Annotated in this window: 16 protein-coding genes; 2 read left to right on the top strand and 14 right to left on the bottom strand. The window is 45.6% G+C overall.

Going from position 1 to position 17,159, the window contains the following annotated elements; translation table 11 throughout:
- Window positions 1-17: 17 nt before the first annotated feature.
- The 6 genes from mgrA to icmF form a co-directional block, all read right to left on the bottom strand.
- Window positions 18-1,001 (bottom strand): L-glyceraldehyde 3-phosphate reductase, encoded by a 984-nt coding sequence (gene mgrA, locus AC0YNZ_RS05045; RefSeq protein ID WP_475825597.1) that lies wholly within the window; start codon window positions 999-1,001, stop codon window positions 18-20.
- 120 nt (window positions 1,002-1,121) lie between these two features.
- Window positions 1,122-2,324, bottom strand: coding sequence for an MFS transporter (locus AC0YNZ_RS05050; protein WP_475825598.1), 1,203 nt, complete (start codon window positions 2,322-2,324; stop codon window positions 1,122-1,124).
- 4 nt (window positions 2,325-2,328) lie between these two features.
- Window positions 2,329-3,156, bottom strand: a complete 828-nt coding sequence (locus AC0YNZ_RS05055) for a Cof-type HAD-IIB family hydrolase (RefSeq protein ID WP_475825599.1) — start codon at window positions 3,154-3,156, stop codon at window positions 2,329-2,331.
- A complete protein-coding gene (locus tag AC0YNZ_RS05060) occupies window positions 3,149-3,925 on the bottom strand; it encodes a DeoR/GlpR family DNA-binding transcription regulator (RefSeq protein ID WP_475825600.1) in 777 nt (258 codons plus the stop codon). Before AC0YNZ_RS05060 ends, AC0YNZ_RS05055 begins: the two co-directional genes overlap by 8 nt.
- Window positions 3,926-4,151: 226 nt before the next feature.
- Window positions 4,152-4,703, bottom strand: a complete 552-nt coding sequence (locus AC0YNZ_RS05065) for a cob(I)yrinic acid a,c-diamide adenosyltransferase (RefSeq protein ID WP_475825601.1) — start codon at window positions 4,701-4,703, stop codon at window positions 4,152-4,154.
- Between the two features lie 21 nt (window positions 4,704-4,724).
- Entirely contained in the window at window positions 4,725-8,000 is a 3,276-nt protein-coding gene (gene icmF, locus AC0YNZ_RS05070; protein ID WP_475825602.1) for a fused isobutyryl-CoA mutase/GTPase IcmF, read from the bottom strand.
- Window positions 8,001-8,254: 254 nt separating this feature from the next.
- Between icmF and AC0YNZ_RS05075 the strand changes: the two genes are divergently transcribed.
- The gene (locus tag AC0YNZ_RS05075; protein WP_475825603.1) at window positions 8,255-8,893 is read left to right on the top strand and encodes an FMN-dependent NADH-azoreductase; all 639 of its coding nucleotides are present in this window, start codon (window positions 8,255-8,257) and stop codon (window positions 8,891-8,893) included.
- A gap of 97 nt (window positions 8,894-8,990) precedes the next feature.
- On the opposite strand, the gene AC0YNZ_RS05080 is transcribed toward AC0YNZ_RS05075, so the two are convergent.
- The 5 genes from AC0YNZ_RS05080 to AC0YNZ_RS05100 all read right to left on the bottom strand — a co-directional run bounded on the left by AC0YNZ_RS05080 (window position 8,991) and on the right by AC0YNZ_RS05100 (window position 13,620).
- Window positions 8,991-9,632: a Bax inhibitor-1/YccA family protein gene (locus AC0YNZ_RS05080; RefSeq protein ID WP_475825604.1), complete on the bottom strand. Its 642-nt coding sequence runs from the start codon at window positions 9,630-9,632 to the stop codon at window positions 8,991-8,993.
- 73 nt (window positions 9,633-9,705) lie between these two features.
- Complete coding sequence (locus AC0YNZ_RS05085) at window positions 9,706-10,527, bottom strand: GNAT family N-acetyltransferase (RefSeq protein ID WP_475825605.1); 822 nt, start codon at window positions 10,525-10,527, stop codon at window positions 9,706-9,708.
- Between the two features lie 129 nt (window positions 10,528-10,656).
- Window positions 10,657-12,198: an MDR family MFS transporter gene (locus tag AC0YNZ_RS05090; RefSeq protein WP_475825606.1), complete on the bottom strand. Its 1,542-nt coding sequence runs from the start codon at window positions 12,196-12,198 to the stop codon at window positions 10,657-10,659.
- A gap of 71 nt (window positions 12,199-12,269) precedes the next feature.
- On the bottom strand, window positions 12,270-13,187 hold the full coding sequence (locus tag AC0YNZ_RS05095; protein WP_475825607.1) for a helix-turn-helix transcriptional regulator: 918 nt from the start codon (window positions 13,185-13,187) through the stop codon (window positions 12,270-12,272).
- A gap of 25 nt (window positions 13,188-13,212) precedes the next feature.
- Window positions 13,213-13,620: a TerB family tellurite resistance protein gene (locus tag AC0YNZ_RS05100; RefSeq protein WP_475825608.1), complete on the bottom strand. Its 408-nt coding sequence runs from the start codon at window positions 13,618-13,620 to the stop codon at window positions 13,213-13,215.
- Between the two features lie 137 nt (window positions 13,621-13,757).
- Between AC0YNZ_RS05100 and AC0YNZ_RS05105 the strand changes: the two genes are divergently transcribed.
- Window positions 13,758-14,618, top strand: a complete 861-nt coding sequence (locus tag AC0YNZ_RS05105; protein WP_475825609.1) for a YihY/virulence factor BrkB family protein — start codon at window positions 13,758-13,760, stop codon at window positions 14,616-14,618.
- A 22-nt stretch (window positions 14,619-14,640) separates the two neighbouring features.
- Here AC0YNZ_RS05105 and AC0YNZ_RS05110 read toward each other — a convergent pair whose 3' ends face one another.
- From AC0YNZ_RS05110 to AC0YNZ_RS05120, 3 genes are all read right to left on the bottom strand, one after another.
- Complete coding sequence (locus tag AC0YNZ_RS05110) at window positions 14,641-15,912, bottom strand: MFS transporter (RefSeq protein ID WP_475825610.1); 1,272 nt, start codon at window positions 15,910-15,912, stop codon at window positions 14,641-14,643.
- Window positions 15,913-15,964: 52 nt separating this feature from the next.
- Complete coding sequence (locus tag AC0YNZ_RS05115) at window positions 15,965-16,411, bottom strand: Rrf2 family transcriptional regulator (RefSeq protein WP_475825611.1); 447 nt, start codon at window positions 16,409-16,411, stop codon at window positions 15,965-15,967.
- A gap of 206 nt (window positions 16,412-16,617) precedes the next feature.
- Window positions 16,618-17,127: a hypothetical protein gene (locus AC0YNZ_RS05120; protein WP_475825612.1), complete on the bottom strand. Its 510-nt coding sequence runs from the start codon at window positions 17,125-17,127 to the stop codon at window positions 16,618-16,620.
- Window positions 17,128-17,159: the final 32 nt, after the last annotated feature.

Raw genomic sequence — 17,159 nt, forward strand, 5'->3', positions numbered from 1 at the left:
TTCATTTAAAAAACATATCATTGCAATATAGCATCGATCTGCTTCAATTCCTCAGTACTGAATTCGAGATTATTGAGGGCAGACACATTTTCCTCGATCTGGCTTACTTTACTTGCCCCGATCAAAGCGGAAGTCACCTTCCCTTCACGCAGCACCCATGCGAGCGCCAACTGCGCGAGAGATTGTCCGCGCTGCTGGGCGATTTCGTTCAGCAGACGAATCTTTTGAAGATTGTCATCTGTTATGCCATTCGCAACCCATGAGTTTTTCGACGCTCGCGAGTCGTTCGGAATACCATTCAAATAGCGATTTGTAAGCAGTCCCTGAGCCAACGGACAAAATGCGATGCTTCCTACGCCCTCTTTTTCAAGAACGTCTTGTAAACCATCTTCGATCCAACGGTTGAACATACTATAGGACGGCTGGTGAATAAGAAGGGGTGTGCCGAGTTCCTTCAAAATTTTGACCGCTTGCTCCGTTTGCTCCGCGTTATAACTGGAAATACCAACGTAAAGCGCCTTTCCCTGACGTACGACTTGATCGAGTGCCATCATCGTTTCTTCGATCGGTGTTTCAGGATCAGGACGATGGGAGTAAAAAATATCAACGTAGTCTATCCCCATCCGATTCAAGCTCTGATCAAGACTGGAAATCAAATATTTACGAGATCCCCATTCGCCATACGGTCCTGGCCACATATAATAGCCCGCCTTCGATGATATGACCATCTCATCCCGATAGCCGGCGAAATCGAGCTTTAGGATGCGTCCAAAATTTTCTTCAGCCGAGCCTGCAGGCGGTCCATAGTTGTTAGCCAAATCAAAATGAGTGATTCCAAGATCAAACGCGCGGCGAAGCATTGCTCTCTGATTCTCAAACTGGTCGACTCCGCCAAAGTTATGCCACAATCCAAGTGAAATCGCCGGCAGCTTCAGTCCCGATTTACCGCAACGGTTGTATTTTATTGATTGATACCTTTCATCGTCTGGCAAATATGCCATCTTAGACATCCTCCTTCATTTTCTAAATGGTTTCGAAAATCTTTTGCAGCAGCATTCGGTTTATAGTTATACTTCGTCACTAATTGTATTAATAAAATAATAAACTGAAAAGTAGGCACATTATCTTAACTTAGTTACCTGCAGTATAGTATCTGACGGTGCCGCCCTATTTTTAGGTGCGTTGAGCAAAAAAAGAAACATGAGTAAAGCACAACCGACTATGACCCATATTGTTGTTGTCGCTTGAAAATGATCCATACTCCACCCGATCAGCAAGGGCAGTACCGCCCCTCCGACTCCACCCGATGCGATCAGAATGCTTGTCGTTTGTTTCGTCTTTCCTATGAATACACGATTGGCGAATACGATTACAATTGCGAAGATGCCCGACAAAAAAAGTCCGTTCATTAAGACAAGTGTAAACGCGGCAATCGTGTTTTTGACAAGAGCAATAAAAATGAGAAATATAATTGCACCTAGGGAACTGCCCATCAGAAACCTGTAATAGCTGATTTTCTCGGCGATTATTCCTGAAAAAACCCGGCCAATAACCATAGCGATCCAAAAAAACGTAACCGATAGTGTGGCTTCTGATGAATTTAGATTGAAATGCTGCACGAATATCGATGGAAGGAAATTAATAATACTTGTTTCAATCCCGACATACAGGAATACGAAACTGATAAAGAAAGCAAGCTTGGAAAGTTTATATCGCTGTTTGCCAGTTGAGTCGGTTAATTCAACATTCGTAATCTCCTTTTGATGCGGCACAATACCGTCATTAGCATGACTGACCATTTTCTTGCTCCAAAGAATCAGGTTGATTATGGCGAATAAACTGACAATAGCAAATGTCCAAATCCAAGAATATTGTGCGATCAAGAAGCTGGAAACTATCGGCATTAACAAAGCTCCGATTCCAAAAGAAACCTCTAACCGACTCATCGTTACCGCTCCATTATTAGTGGATTCCAATAAGAATGTGCCTATAGCGGTTTGAGTCAATCCAAAACCAATCCCGTTTAAAGCAGCGAGCAACATGACAAGGTACCAATCCGGGTGGAATAATAATACGGTATGGACGATTATTAAACTGAGGATTCCCAGCAATATTGTTCGCTGATAACCTAGCCGTCGGGACGCTTTCGGTGCAAGGACAACCCCGATGAAAAATCCTGCAAATTGTGTGAAAACCAATTGACCGCCGCTGCTATAATTCCGGTCGTAATCTTGCAGCATTTCCGGTAACAACGCACCAAACACGACCGTTGCAAGCCCGATTAGAAAATAGGCCGCACACCCTAACCAAACCACTCTTTTCATCCAATCAGCACCTCTCAATACCTTCCGATGCAAAAGAGCGGTTATAGGAGATGATGTGATCTATTGCTTCAGCTACGGAATTTACGACAGTGCTCGCTTGATTTCTTATGTCAGCATGGCTGCTGCTCATGGCAAAGCTATGGTCTGTTAGGGCAAACATGGATAAATCATTAAATGAATCCCCTATGCATGCAATTTCGTTTGGATGCAGTCCCAGTTCTTTGATCAAAAGCGATATTGCTATTCCTTTCGAGACATTTAATGGCATTACATCAAGGCAATCCTTGTCGGAAATAAACGTATCTATTTTACCTTCAAACTGATTATTCAGATCAGTCCTTAATTGATTTAATTTTTCAAGCTCGCCAAAGTATGAAAGTTTACTGCATCTTATTTCGTCCTCTTCTAGAGCTGCTTCCAAATCGCTACGAACGGAACAAGCTGTTAATATACGCGCTTCATACGGAAGCGCTGTTTCATTTCGTTCCTTCAAATAATAGGAATCATCTGTACAATGTATAAAATTCACAAATTGATCGAAGCTGCGGGTAGTTTGAAGCAGACGTGAGGATACTTCAGGTTCAAAAACGGAGGATGCCAATAGCTCAAGATCCTTCTTGTGAACAGTTGCCCCGTTCTGGCCTATTGCATGATAACGATCATTGAATTCTCGCATGACTATTTTGATTTCTGAGTACATTCTTCCCGATGCAATGCACAATTCAAATCCATTATTAAGTGCTGTCTGAACGGCTTCAAGATCTCTATTATTAATTCGACGTGTATGGTCTAATAATGTGCCATCTAAATCACTAACAATCAGTTTAATCATTGCTATCTTCCTCCGATACGACTAGAAGTTCTACGTGATGCTCTACTAGCTTCTCCATCATTTCCCGGTTCGGCTTCTGGTTGGTGATCAACAAATCAATGGAATCTAAACCCGCTATTTTGTAAAACATCTGATCACCGAACTTCGTATGGTCCGCGAGTACAATGACTTGATTAGCCCGTTTAATCATCTCACGCTTAACAACTCCATCTTCCTCCTGAGGATAAGATAAACCATTAGGCGTAATGCCGCATGCGCCAAGAAATAATTTATCCACCTGATAATCGGCTAACTTATCAATCGTTGATTGCCCAAATAGAAAACGATGCTGAGAGTGCAGTTCCCCGCCCAATAAATAAGTTCTCACCGTTTTTTTTCTGGAGAGCACATCTGCGATATCAATCGAGTTCGTTACGACAACGATATTTTCGGAAGATAAATTTTCCGCAGCGAATTGAACAGTGGTTGAAGCATCCATCATAATAAAATCTCCGTTTTTAACAAGTGAAGCTGCGAAATGCCCAATCTCACGTTTTTCGTCGGATTCTCTTACCAGACGCTCTTTATACTCGAATATTTCTTTTGTTTTTTTCGGCAAAACAGCTCCGCCGTGTGTACGGAGGATGAGGCCAAGCTCTTCCATTTTCAATAAATCCCTACGCGCGGTATCGCGGGATACACCAAATTGCTGACAAATATCTTTGATATCGATTCGCTGGTGTTGATTCAAATGCTCAATAATCGCATTTATCCGCTCTTCTTGAAACATGCTCAATGCCCCTTTTCATTACGATTCAAATTAAAGTTTAACGTGCGATATAAGTCATTTTACATCAAACGATAAGTCATTGCAATTATTTATCGTTCATTGTGCATCATTTGAATTCACTTCATTGGGAAATTGAACTTAGCGATTTATAATTATCTTTAAATCGAAAAGAGCCTTTCGTTTTCACGACAAGGCTCTTATTCAAGACGGCTATGCTGACTTCCCGTTATTCTTGATGCAAGGTGGGCTCGGAAATTCCCGTCCGATGATTGATATACCGGGCGGCTACAAACAGTAAATCGGAGAGGCGGTTTAAATACGATAGGACAACCGGATTAAGTTCCTCTTCCTGTTGAACCTCAACGGCCATTCTCTCCGCACGGCGAACGATCGTTCTTGCCGCGTGAAGCGAGGCGCCGCAAACATGACCGCCCGGTAAAATAAAATTTGTTAATGGTGGCAAATTTGCCTCCATGTCGTCAATTTGCTCTTCCAGGTAACGAACATCTTCTTTCGCAATCGGCCATGCAACCTTCTTTCCCGGAGGAGTCGAAAGTTCCGCACCTACATGAAACAGCTTCGTTTGAACAATATGAAAGAGCTGCCGAAAGGAAGACCAATCTTGGTCTTGCCCCAGTGAGGAAAGCGCCAATCCGATCATTGAATTCGCTTCGTCGCAAGTCCCGTAGGCATGAACCCGAGGGGAATGCTTCGACACACGCTGCCCGTAAACGAGACTGGTTTGACCCTTGTCTCCCGATTTCGTATAGATTTTCACAAATTTCATCCTCCCTCCAGCTTACATATTTCGGCGGTACTGACCCCCGATTTCATATAAAGCGGTCGTGATTTGTCCAAGCGAGGCTGATTTTACAGCTTCCATTAACGCTTCGAACAGATTCCCGTCTTCCAGGGCGACCTGTTTTAAACGCACAAGCGCACCAGCGCACCGGTCCTGATGCTTCAACCGGAAGGATTGCAGATTATTTATTTGCTTCTGTTTTTCTTCTTCCGTCGAACGGGCCAGTTCAATATCGTAACGATTCTCGGTCGGATCAGGATGAATGAACGTATTCACGCCAATAATCGGCAGTTCGCCGGAGTGCTTCTTAAGCTCATAGTGCAGCGATTCATCTTGAATTTTTCCCCGTTGATACTGGGTTTCCATCGCACCAAGCACGCCTCCGCGATCGTGAATGCGCTGGAATTCTGTGAGCACGGCTTCTTCTACGAGGTCAGTCAACTCATCCACCACAAAGGAGCCCTGAAGCGGATTTTCGTTTTTCGCCATTCCAAACTCCTTATTGATAATCATTTGAATCGCCATCGCCCGGCGTACGGATCCCTCTGTCGGTGTCGTTACAGCCTCGTCATAAGCATTCGTATGCAAGGAATTGCAATTGTCATAAATCGCAATGAGCGCCTGCAGAGTCGTGCGGATATCGTTGAAGTCCATTTCCTGCGCATGCAAAGAGCGGCCGGAGGTTTGAATATGATACTTCAGCTTTTGACTTCGTTCATTGCCCCCGTATTTATGCTTAACGACCGTAGACCATATTCGGCGGGCGACGCGCCCCATGACACTGTATTCAGGATCTAAGCCGTTGCTGAAAAAATAAGACAGATTCGGCGCGAAATCATCTATCCGCATACCGCGGGATAAATAGTATTCGACAAAGGTGAATCCGTTTGCAAGCGTAAAGGCCAATTGGGTGATGGGATTGGCTCCGGCTTCCGCAATATGATAGCCGCTAATACTAACCGAGTAATAGTTACGCACTTTATGATCGATAAAATACTGCTGAATGTCTCCCATCATCTTCAGGGCAAACTCGGTCGAAAAAATACACGTATTCTGCCCTTGATCCTCTTTGAGAATATCCGCTTGGACCGTACCGCGCACTGTTTGCAGCGTTGCAGCCTTGATTGTCTCGTATTCGACCTCATCCGGCCTCCGTCCGTTCTGCTTCGCGAACTTATCGGCCTGCTGATGAATGGCCGTATTCATGAACATCGCCAGAATAACCGGTGCCGGACCATTGATGGTCATCGATACGCTAACCGAGGGGTGGCAAAGGTCGAAGCCGTCGTAAAGCTTCTTCATGTCGTCCAATGAACATACACTCACGCCGCTATTTCCGATTTTCCCATAAATATCAGGGCGATCGTCCGGGTCCTGCCCATACAAGGTTACGCTGTCGAAGGCGGTAGACAACCGCTTGGCTTCGTCATTTTGACAGAGGTAGTGGAAGCGGCGGTTGGTTCGATCCGGTGTTCCTTCCCCTGCGAATTGGCGCTTCGGATCTTCATTTGTCCGCTTGAACGGGAATACACCCGCTGTAAACGGAAAATAACCCGGTAAATTCTCCTTAAGCAGCCAGCGCAGGATCTCGCCGGCATCTTCAAACTTCGGCAAGCTGACCCGCGGAATTCTGCTGCCGGACAGTGATTCGATATACAAATCCGTCATCGTTACCTTGTTACCAACCTTCGTGGCCAACCGATCCTGTTTGTACGCATCGCGTATTTCCGGCCAGTCCTCTAACTGCTTCCTACAGTCTGGATGCAAGCTGGCTTCGTAATAAGCGAGCATCGCCTCTATCTTCTCCACGAAAATCGAAGACTCGGATTCAGACAGAAGCCGCCCTTTGTCGGATTCGGCCAGCTGCCTGGTTCCCCTTAATTGGGCCAGACTCCGGGCAATCGCGACTTGTTCCTCTGTAAATTTCTTATATTGACGAACGGTTTGAACAATTTCACCCAGGTAGCCGGCTCGATCCTGCGGAATGATCCTTTTTTTCTTCGTCACTTTCGTAAGCGCTGCATCATGCTGCACAGGCCAGCTTCCGCCAGTTTTCGCCTCTACGATTTTCATAAGATTGGCAAAGAGCACTGTCGTGCCCTGATCATTAAATTGGCTGGCAATCGTCCCGAACACGGGTAGTTCTTCATCGGGCACGTCAAATAACTGACGGCTGCGCTTGAATTGCTTGCGGACATCCCGAAGGGCGTCTTCGGATCCTCTGCGTTCAAACTTATTAATGACGATGACGTCTGCAAAGTCGATCATATCAATTTTTTCCAGCTGGGTAGCCGCTCCAAATTCGCTGGTCATGACGTACATCGCCACATCACACAGGTCAACGATGGCAGCGCCGCCTTGTCCTATCCCGCTTGTTTCGATAACGACAAAATCATAACCCGCCCGTTTGACGATATGAATCGCGTCCTTCGTGGCCTCGCTTATCTCGGACTTGGATCCTCTTGTCGCCATGCTGCGCATGAAAACCCTCGGATCATGAATGGCGTTCATCCGGATGCGATCCCCAAGCAACGCTCCGCCCGATTTCATCTTGGACGGGTCGACGGAGATAACGGCAATCGAACGATCAGGGAATTGATCAAGATACCGGCGCACTAATTCGTCGGTTAACGAGCTCTTGCCCGCACCGCCGGTTCCTGTAATTCCGAGTACCGGAACATCGGGAACATCCGCTTGTAATTGCTTCAGCATGGCTGCTGCGGAATCGCCCAAGTCAGCCTTGGCCGCATATTCTTCCGCAAGGGAAATCAATTTGGCGATGGCTCCCCAGTTTCTATCCGATAATGCCGCCATATCCCTTTCCGCCTGCTTTGGCGAAGGATAATCGCATTCCCGGATCATATGATTGATCATACCCTGCAGTCCCATCTCGCGCCCATCGCCTTGCGAGAAAATCATGGCGATCCCGTATTGATGCAATTCCTTGATTTCCGCAGGAACGATTACCCCTCCGCCGCCAGCAAAGATCTTAATGTGGCCTGCCCCCTCCTGCCGGAGCAAGTCGTACATATACTTCAAATATTCGACATGACCACCCTGATAGGAGCTGACGGCAATTCCCTGTACATCTTCCTGGATCGCCGAACTCACCACTTCATGAACGGAACGGTTATGACCCAGGTGAATGACCTCGACTCCGGAAGCCTGGAGAATCCGTCTCATAATGTTAATGGAAGCGTCATGGCCATCGAATAAAGCGGCAGCCGTAACAAATCGTACATGGCAACTCGGGCGATAAACTTGTGTTTGCAATGTTCATTCCGCCCTTCCATCGTTTTTTATCCTGCTCCGGTTTTTCAAACTCAAGCGAACCGGAAATACTTCTTCTCCTTATTACAATATTCGATTTCCGGTGAGAGATACCGCATTATTAGAGCGGATCCCAGGGCACCGAGTTTTTTCGCTGCCTTGAGACGAATATGTCCAATCTATTTATTGACTTTTGTAATTAACTTACTATAATAAAGTTAAGTTCAAAAAACAAATAACGAGGAGAGATCTACCTAATGTCAACCGTATTATACGTAACCGCACATCCGCTTGATCATAGTGCATCCTACAGCTTGTCAGTAGGCCAACAATTTGTAAATGCATACCGTGAAGCAAATCCGAGCGACGAGGTTATCCATTTAGATTTATACAAGCTGGACATTCCCCAAATCGATGCTGATGTTTTCAGCGGATGGGGCCAGCTCCAAAGCGGTTCCTCTTTCGATCAATTAAGCTCGGACTCTCAATCAAAAGTGGCGCGGTTGGGCGAGCTTGTAGACCAATTTGTTGCAGCAGATAAAATTGTTATCGTTAATCCGGTATGGAACTTCTTATTCCCACCTGTTCTGAAAGCTTACATTGACGCGATTTGCGTAGCTGGAAAAACGTTTAAATTCAATGAATCTGGTACTCTTGTCGGCTTAGCCGCTGACAAAAAAATGCTGCATATTCAGGCTTCAGGAAGCGTTCTTTCCGAAGGTCCTCTACAAGGCTTCGAATTCAGCCACCGTTACCTGACAGCAATTGCGCAATTTATCGGGATTCCTTCTGTCGATGTCATTTATGTTGAAGGGATGGGGGCCTCATCTGATCAGGCCCCAGCCATTAAGGACAAAGCCATTCAACAAGCGCTTGAGCTGGCAAAAAGCTTCTAAATAAATGGTTATCGTTTAAAAATGAAGGGTGCCCCTCTAGTAGTTTTATCTACTTGAGGGGCACCCTTTTTTGGAGTTTTCCTAATGCTTCTAAATCTTAATCATCGAGCAATGATTTGACGAACCGGAGCGCATAAAGAATCATGTTGATTAAATCCAGATAAATATTTACGACCATCATAGGAATTTCGCTCTCGTCGAAGCCTTCTTTGGACATCCGGTTAAAGTCATATAACGTGTAGCCAATGAACACAAGCAAACCAAAGCCTGCATACAGCGTTTCCATCATCCCTCCGAACGGAAAGAAAAACTGCATCAGTCCGAGTACAATGAGTCCAATCAACGATGCGAATAGGAATCCGCCTAAAAAACGGAAATCCTCTTTGGTGTAAGTTGCATAGATGGCAAGCCCCGCATAAACGATAACGGCTACTGCGACGGTTTGGATAACAATACTCGTACCCATCGAAGCAATGTAATAGCTTAATGAATACTGCAGTACTGCTCCGGATACGACCATGAACGCATACATTAACGAATACCCGATCGCTTTCGATTTGCGCAAGAGCATAATGGCAATAATTAAGCCGATCTCTACAATATACAGAGGAATTCTTGCAGCGCTTGGCAGCATCGTTCCAATATACATGCCGCCAATGGATACAAGCAAGGCAAAGAAAAATGTCAGCATTAATTTTTGCATGGGCTTCCCATATCCGCTTGAATGACTATAGTTCATCTAATTTCTCTCCCCCATTTTGAATTTTTATAGTCCCCATAATAGCATGAAATGCAGTTATAAAAAAGAAATTTTACATCTTATTCCTTTGAATAAATGTTGATCGTGTCCAGGCTATGCGCATGCCGGCACGCTCCATATTATTTTGACTTGTGGAGCCAAAGCTTGCTTGAGCGGCAACAAGCTCACACCCTGCTTTGTACGCTTCAAATAACCGTCTGTTTATTAGTGCAGTTTGAAGCCCTTGATTTCTATATTCAGGATGGGTGGCTGCTAAGGTTAAGGAAGCGATACCGCTGCTGATATGCATAACGGCCACACCTGCCGGGAATCCGTTCAAGTATCCCAAAAAGATTTTCCACCCTGCTCTATTCAGTAAACCCATATTGTTATTCACAAAGTGTTGTTTGGCTGATAATGGCATACCGGAACCTAGACAATGGATTTCTGCATAATGATCAAATTGTTTTTCGTTATCAACTTCAACGATTGTGATATTTGGCTGAAAATCTTGCTTATCTTCTTTCGGCAGCCCGTATAATACGGAATGAAAGCCATTTTGGCAAAAACCAAGCTCGGCTAGTCTTTTAAAAAGCATAGAACCGCTTTGTACGGGATTAAGATCTACTTGAAACAGCCGGTCTTTGGCTGCGTAGAACTGGACAATATCCTCAATCCTGTTCATATCCGCATCCGAGAGGCCCTTTACTGAATTGAAAATGAACCAGGGCATCGTTCTAATATAATAAGCCCTTGTCTCGCCAAACGTATTGATTTCGACTCCCTCGGGATTATCTTCCCGCTCGCCAATCGAGCTGATCCTTGACGTTAAATAATCGATTTCTGATTGTTGGATGCGTTTTGCAAGCTCTTCATTCATAACGGGCAGTTTCAACTCTCGCTCCTCCTTCACTTTAAAGTTCAATTAAGTATACTATATATTTCCACTTTTTAACTACAAATCCCCGTCTTCCATTTGGAAAACGGGGGTTTATAGGGATAACGCGACTGTCATTTCGCATCTCTAATGTGCGGATGAGTATTCCGCTGATTCCGCTGAATCGTCCAGCTTCTTGTGACCCATGAATAATGAAGCGAGCAGCGCGAGCGCAACCGGCACAATCGCCCAAGCGAAGGTATAGACGATGGAACCGGAAAGCGTAGTGGACAAGTCGTCGAGCATGTCGGACGGGATTAGTGCCCTCGTATCCGGTGACAGCAGCGCATGCGGATCGTGAAGGGAGAGCCCTTCTGGCAGCTGCCCTTCTTCGCTGGCGCCAGCAGCATACAGCATCGTCATTTTATTCATAAAATGGTGGCTCTGAATGAGACCAAACGTTGTGATGCCAATCGTCATGCCGAGCGAGCGAATAAAATTTAAGGTCGCCCCTGCGGTTCCTCTCTGGCGGTAGGATAAGCCGTGGATAGCCGCATTTCCAAGCACAGAGAATGATGCGCCGATCCCAAGTCCAACGAGGACCATATAGACGGTAACCGTCAATCTTGACGATTCGGCAGAAAGACTGGCAACAAGCGCGATGCCGACCGCTAATAAAGCAAGCGTGGGAATCATGATATTCCGGTAAGATATTTTATTCATCAAGCTGCCTCCAAGCGTTGCGGTAACGACAGATCCAACCATCATCGGCAGCAGTACAAGACCGGAATTAGTTGCCGATCCGCCCAGTACCCCTTGGATGAAAATAGGGATGTATACCGATGCCACTACGAATGCCGCTCCGCTGAAAAGCGCGACAAGGATACTCGTTGTGTACAATCTATTCTTAAACAATCCTAATGAGATAATCGGCTCCTCCGCTCTGCTCTCTGTTATGAGAAACGCGATAAGCAAAACGGCGAATCCGCCGAATAAGCTCAAAATAACCCCCGAGTGCCAAGCGAATTGCTTACCGCCAAGCTCCAGCGCGAACATGAGACAAACAATTGCCCCTAATAGCGTAGAAGCGCCTAACCAATCGATTGGCTGCTTGGAGTGCTCATGCGATTCCTTATAGAAAACCGTGACCATAATGAAAGAAATGACCCCTATCGGGAGATTGATGTAAAATATCCACTGCCAAGCAATATGATCTGTAATATAGGCTCCGAGCAAAGGACCGAATATGCTGGATAAACCGAAGACCGCTCCGAACATTCCGCCCAAATTACCGCGTTTCTCCAAGGGCACCGCGTCAAGCATGATCGTAAACGCAATCGGTATGAGTGCGCCTCCGCCGATACCTTGTATGGCCCGATAGATTGCAAGCTCCGTAATCGAGCCAGCCGTTCCGCAAAGCGCGGAGCCAAGCATAAATACGATAATTCCGAAGATGAAAAACTTTTTGCGCCCGTACATATCCGACAGCTTACCGAAAATAGGCATGCCGGCCATCTCTGCTACCATATATGCGGATGTCACCCATATAAATTTATCCATGCCGCCGAGCTCTCCGACGATATTTCCCATAGCTGTCGCCACGATCGTATTGTCCATGGATGCCATTAAAATACCGAGCAGCAAGCCCGCAATGACGACGGTAAGACTGCTTGTTTGACGTTGCTTCACTGATAACACTCCTTTTTTGATATCGTTTTATCTTGTTATCAGTGTATTAAAAAAAGTATGACAACTGCGTGTCATACTTCGGTATATCGTTTTATCATCTTTTCCAGCTTAGCTTTGACCGTTTCTCTTAGCTCGGGAGGATCAACTACGACGGCCCCATCGCCGAAGCTTAACAGAATCGGAATCAGCCAACGCGATTCCGAGATACGATCGATGCTTACTGTAACGTTAAGCGTGCCGTCATCATTGAAGCTCTTCTCCGCGCTGTAGAAGAAATCCATAGCTCGAGCTAAGCATTCGATAGAGAAATGAAGAGTGGCTTTCATTTCATTTTCTGATTGCTGCTGTTCATAGGTCCGATCTCTTTCGGGCAAGTGGCTATGCTTCTGAAAATATTCAGCTGCAGCAAGCAATTTTGCTATCCGGGACAGCTTAAATTCTCGAAAATCTTTGCGTTCCCGGCAGAATCCGTATAAATACCACGAATCATATTTATACAGGAGGCTGATCGGCTCAACACTGCGCTGCTTCCTTTCGCTTTTGGCGTTGATATACTCGAACCGGACGAGACGGCATTCCGTAATGGCGGTTCTTAGAATCCGGAGTGAGTCATTGTAAGCCCTTTTGCCGCCAATATCCATCGTTAAGCTTGGCACGCCTTCGTCTTGTTGGATCGTTTGCAGCTTATGTATTGTCTCTAAAGCACGATCATCCTCAAATACGGTCGACATGCTGTGAAGAATCGTGATAAGCGAGCCAATATCGTAGGAGCCGAGTAAGCTTTTGTCCATTTTGTACGAGTCAATAATGCCGAAACCGCCATTTACGCCCTGATAGGAGATGACGGGAATTCCCGCCGCGCAGATCGCATCAATATCTCTATAAATCGTCCGTTGAGATACCTTGTATTTCTCTGCCAAAGCCGAAGCAGAAAGGATCTCGTTGTTCAGCAGCATGTATATCATCGATATTAAACGCTCCAGCTTCATAGGTATCTCCTTAGCGTTTAATCGATTAAGGGTTCAAAATGAGCTTTACGCCTTCAATTTTCAGCTGATCCATCCGGATGACCCAGTTTTTGAACGTTTCATAGGTTTCGTCTGAGTAACCGAACAGGCGCTTCATATCCCTCGTGACTTGTTTCTCGTCATCGTTGTAATCCCCGTCTGCGAATATAAGCAGCAAAATTTCTGCGAAAAAGATGTTTTTCACATGCTCATCCTTCAGGTCGCCAATGATGTCCGAAAGCTGTTTTTCTGATGAGAAGCTAATATCCAGTTGCCCGATATCCATCTCGTCCTTGTATGTTTGCAGAAATCCGCGTTCCTTCTTATTCACGAACCCGTCAGCATTCGCCACGAGATGCGCCAGTTCAAGAAAGGCTACTTTATGTTCTTTCGATTGCAGAAAATGTAAAAACAAACTGCCCACTCCCTTGTTTTATATAAGTTTGACTTACACTTATTCGACATCAGATAAGCTTTTCCTACATTTTGAAGCCAACTTGTTTAGTATTCTCGTATTTTTGTTTATTTTTACATAAAGGATGGTGATTACAGATGCCGAACATGTCTCAATCGCTGCAGTTTATGAAAAGCCTGTACAGACGCTTTCGCGACGATGACGTTCCAGCAATTGGAGCGCAGCTTACCTATTATTTAATATTATCCTTCTTTCCCTTTCTTATTTTCATGGTCAGCCTGCTTGGATTGATTGAATTGTCAGGCGATAGCGTCGTTACAGAACTTGTGCGCGTCCTTCCTACTGACGCGAGCGATACGATAAACGGGATATTGTCGGAGGTGATGAAAAACAGTAATAGCGGTTTGCTCTCATTCGGGATGATTGCTACCCTCTGGTCGGCGTCGAATGGCGTTAATGCTATTTTAAAAGGCTTAAATAAAGCCTATGACCTGGAGGAGATGCGTCCCTTCTGGAAAATCCGGGGCCTCTCGCTTCTATCGACGATTTTTCTTGTGGCCGTTATTGTGCTGGTGATGTTCATGTTCATTTTCGGGAAGGCGATCGGCCATTATTTATTTGATTTGTTCGATCAACCTGACGGATTCCATTGGATTTGGGGAATTGTTAAATATGCGGTACCTATCACGGCAATGATCGGTACCTTCAGCTTTTTATACTGGATCGTACCGAGCAGAAAACTAGGTTTGCGGGAGGTCCTACCGGGAGCCATGTTCGCTACGTTTGGCTGGATTGTTACTTCACTCTTGTTCCAATTTTATATGAACAGCTTCGGAAACTATTCAAAAACGTATGGCAGCCTGGGCGGTATGATCATTTTATTGATATGGCTCTATCTCAGCTCCATCATGATTATGCTTGGCGGTGAAATTAATGCCACGCTTGCGTCGGCGAGAAGAGATATTCTCAGCAAGAAACAGGGTAAGAAGCCCGATTAAGGCTTCCTACCCTGTTTTATGCTCAATTATAGCTCAAAGCAGTCCTCTTCCTCATTCCGCGAATTCGCAATGACATAACAGCCGCAAATAAGCATAAGAAACCTGCGAGCACGAAAGGAACGGTGTAGTTGCCAAGCCAATCACGCAGCATGCCAGCTCCGTATGCCGCCAACGATGCGCCGGCTTGATGGGCAACGACAATCCAGCCGAATATCATCCCCGCCTTTTCTTTTCCGAATGCGTCGGACGTCAGCTTTGCGGTTGGCGGTACAGTTGCTATCCAATCGAGTCCGTAGAAGACAGAAAAGATCAAAAGCTGCGTGTAACCCATTCCAAGCGCGTATGGCAAGAAAATAAGAGAAAGTCCGCGAAGCCCATAATACCATAATAATAGCCATCTGCTGTCAAACCGATCGGTCAGCCAGCCCGACATCGTCGTGCCCACTAAATCGAATAACCCCATTAGTGATAACAATCCGGCTGCAATAACAATCGGAATTTGGAAATCACCGCATGCCGGTATAAGATGAGTGCCGATCAATCCGTTTGTCGAGAATCCGCATAGGAAAAAAGTTGCTGCGAGCAGCCAGAACGTTCCGCTCTTGCTCGCTGCGACCAGTACGAGTATCGGGGTTAGGAAGAGATTGCCTGTAAATGGAGCAGGTTTGACGATCTCCGATTCACCTAATGGCGCTTTTCCGACATCGTATGGATGATTTCTCATCCAAATCGCCACTGCAGGTATTAACAATAACAATACGGCAACCACCGTATAGACGGAATATCTCCATCCCATTTCGCTCGTGATCTTGGCGATGATTGGGAGAAACAACAATTGGCCAGTAGCTGCACTGGCCGTAAGCAAGCCAATAACAAGTCCTTTATGCTTTACGAACCAGCGATTGGCGATCGTCACGCCAAGCACATTGGCTAGTGCGCCCGTACCCAGACCGACAACAACTCCCCACAGAAGCACAAATTGCCAAATTTTTGTAATGAGGGGCGTTAGCGACATGCTTGCAATTAATAACACCATTGCTATAACCATTATTTTTCGAATGCCGTATCGAGCCATAAGCGCTGCGGAGAATGGTCCCATTAATCCGTACAATAAGATTCGGATCGATACGGCTCCCGAGATGGCGCTGCGATCCCAGCCGAACTCCTTCTCGAGCGACAGCATGAGCACGCTTGGTACGGAACTGATAGCGGCAGACACAAGCAAGGTCAGAAACACAATTACAACGACGACCCAGCCGTAATAAAATGTTGAAGCCTGACGTTCTTTTGGCATACTCTCACCTCTTTAATGTAACTGAATCAGTTTTATTTGACTTCAAAAAAAGCTATTCATCTTCAGCAGCGAAATCAAGCGTATCATGCATTAGCTTGGCCAATGTTGTCTTGGCTAGCTCACTGCGAAAAGCAGCTTCAGCAGACTCATAATAATGACTTAAAGCAGGTTGAATGCCTCTGCCTATCGGACATTTGCGATTTGGCTCGCTGTGATGCATTTCATTGAGCGGATCATCCACGACAGCGGTATAAACATCTAGTAAATTTATTTCCTCCGGGGACTTTCCGAGTATCCAGCCGCCGTTCACGCCGCCGCGCCGCACTTCAACTAAACCCGCTTTATTCAAGGCGCCTAGAATCCGGCGAATAAACACCGCGTGTGTGTTCACGCTCTTGGCAATTTGCTCGGAAGAAACATATGGCTGGCTCTTATCCTTCTCAAAGCATATTCTTAATAGGATGTGAAGCGCTACAGTAAAATGGCTGTTCGATCCCATAATCTCACCTCTCAATGTAACTATATTAGTTTCATTTGATTCTTATGTCAACTGCAATCCAAATGTATAAACATGAAAACAAGGCTGACCTCGATTCCGAATAGCCGCAAATAAAAAAAGCCGCTATATCCGCGACTTTTTGAGTGTAACGATCACATCTGCGCAGAGCTTGCTTTCTGGTTGCGACGTCGATCGTCATTGTTTAGTTAAGGAATATATTGCTGCACGATCCGAACGATTTTGCCGTCTTTCACGGTCAAGTGATAAGGGAAGCTCTTTATGTCCAAATCATCTTCCTTATTGATCAGACCGATGAATTTTTCGACGGATATATGCTCATCCCATACGATGTCTGCTTCGGCAATATTGCCTGTACGATTATAGATTTGCATGAGAACTTCGGCATCGTCATCGATAGGCAATGCTTGCAAAGTTTCGTCGTCATTTATAATATAATAGCCATCAGGCGGGCCATCTAGACCCGAATCCCCTTCCCGCTGGGTAAATTTATCGACGGCTTGATCACCCTCGTACCATTCAATCGGATCAAAGGACAGCATGAATTGATTATTTTGCTTTTGGACGTTTGCGATGTAGCCTGTTTCCAAGTCCGGCGTTTTTTCTACCGGCACATATTCACGGCCGCCCGTCGGCGCAAAGCTAAAGGCCGTGAGACAAGCGATTGCAACTGCTGCGATCATTGGATATTTTTTCATACCGCAGACGCCCCTTTAATATGGATTATTCT

It is taken from the genome of Paenibacillus sp. J2L1-98 (assembly GCF_056269405.1).

Excerpts from the sequence above, each read along its gene's own strand:
- mgrA (WP_475825597.1), bottom strand. The coding sequence starts at position 1,001 with ATGGCATATTTGCCAGACGATGAAAGGTATCAATCAATAAAATACAAC.
- AC0YNZ_RS05050 (WP_475825598.1), bottom strand. The coding sequence starts at position 2,324 with ATGAAAAGAGTGGTTTGGTTAGGGTGTGCGGCCTATTTTCTAATCGGG.
- AC0YNZ_RS05055 (WP_475825599.1), bottom strand. The coding sequence starts at position 3,156 with ATGATTAAACTGATTGTTAGTGATTTAGATGGCACATTATTAGACCAT.
- AC0YNZ_RS05060 (WP_475825600.1), bottom strand. The coding sequence starts at position 3,925 with ATGTTTCAAGAAGAGCGGATAAATGCGATTATTGAGCATTTGAATCAA.
- AC0YNZ_RS05075 (WP_475825603.1), top strand. The coding sequence starts at position 8,255 with ATGTCAACCGTATTATACGTAACCGCACATCCGCTTGATCATAGTGCA.
- AC0YNZ_RS05080 (WP_475825604.1), bottom strand. The coding sequence starts at position 9,632 with ATGAACTATAGTCATTCAAGCGGATATGGGAAGCCCATGCAAAAATTA.
- AC0YNZ_RS05095 (WP_475825607.1), bottom strand. The coding sequence starts at position 13,187 with ATGAAGCTGGAGCGTTTAATATCGATGATATACATGCTGCTGAACAAC.
- AC0YNZ_RS05105 (WP_475825609.1), top strand. The coding sequence starts at position 13,758 with ATGCCGAACATGTCTCAATCGCTGCAGTTTATGAAAAGCCTGTACAGA.
- AC0YNZ_RS05110 (WP_475825610.1), bottom strand. The coding sequence starts at position 15,912 with ATGCCAAAAGAACGTCAGGCTTCAACATTTTATTACGGCTGGGTCGTC.
- AC0YNZ_RS05115 (WP_475825611.1), bottom strand. The coding sequence starts at position 16,411 with ATGGGATCGAACAGCCATTTTACTGTAGCGCTTCACATCCTATTAAGA.
- AC0YNZ_RS05120 (WP_475825612.1), bottom strand. The coding sequence starts at position 17,127 with ATGAAAAAATATCCAATGATCGCAGCAGTTGCAATCGCTTGTCTCACG.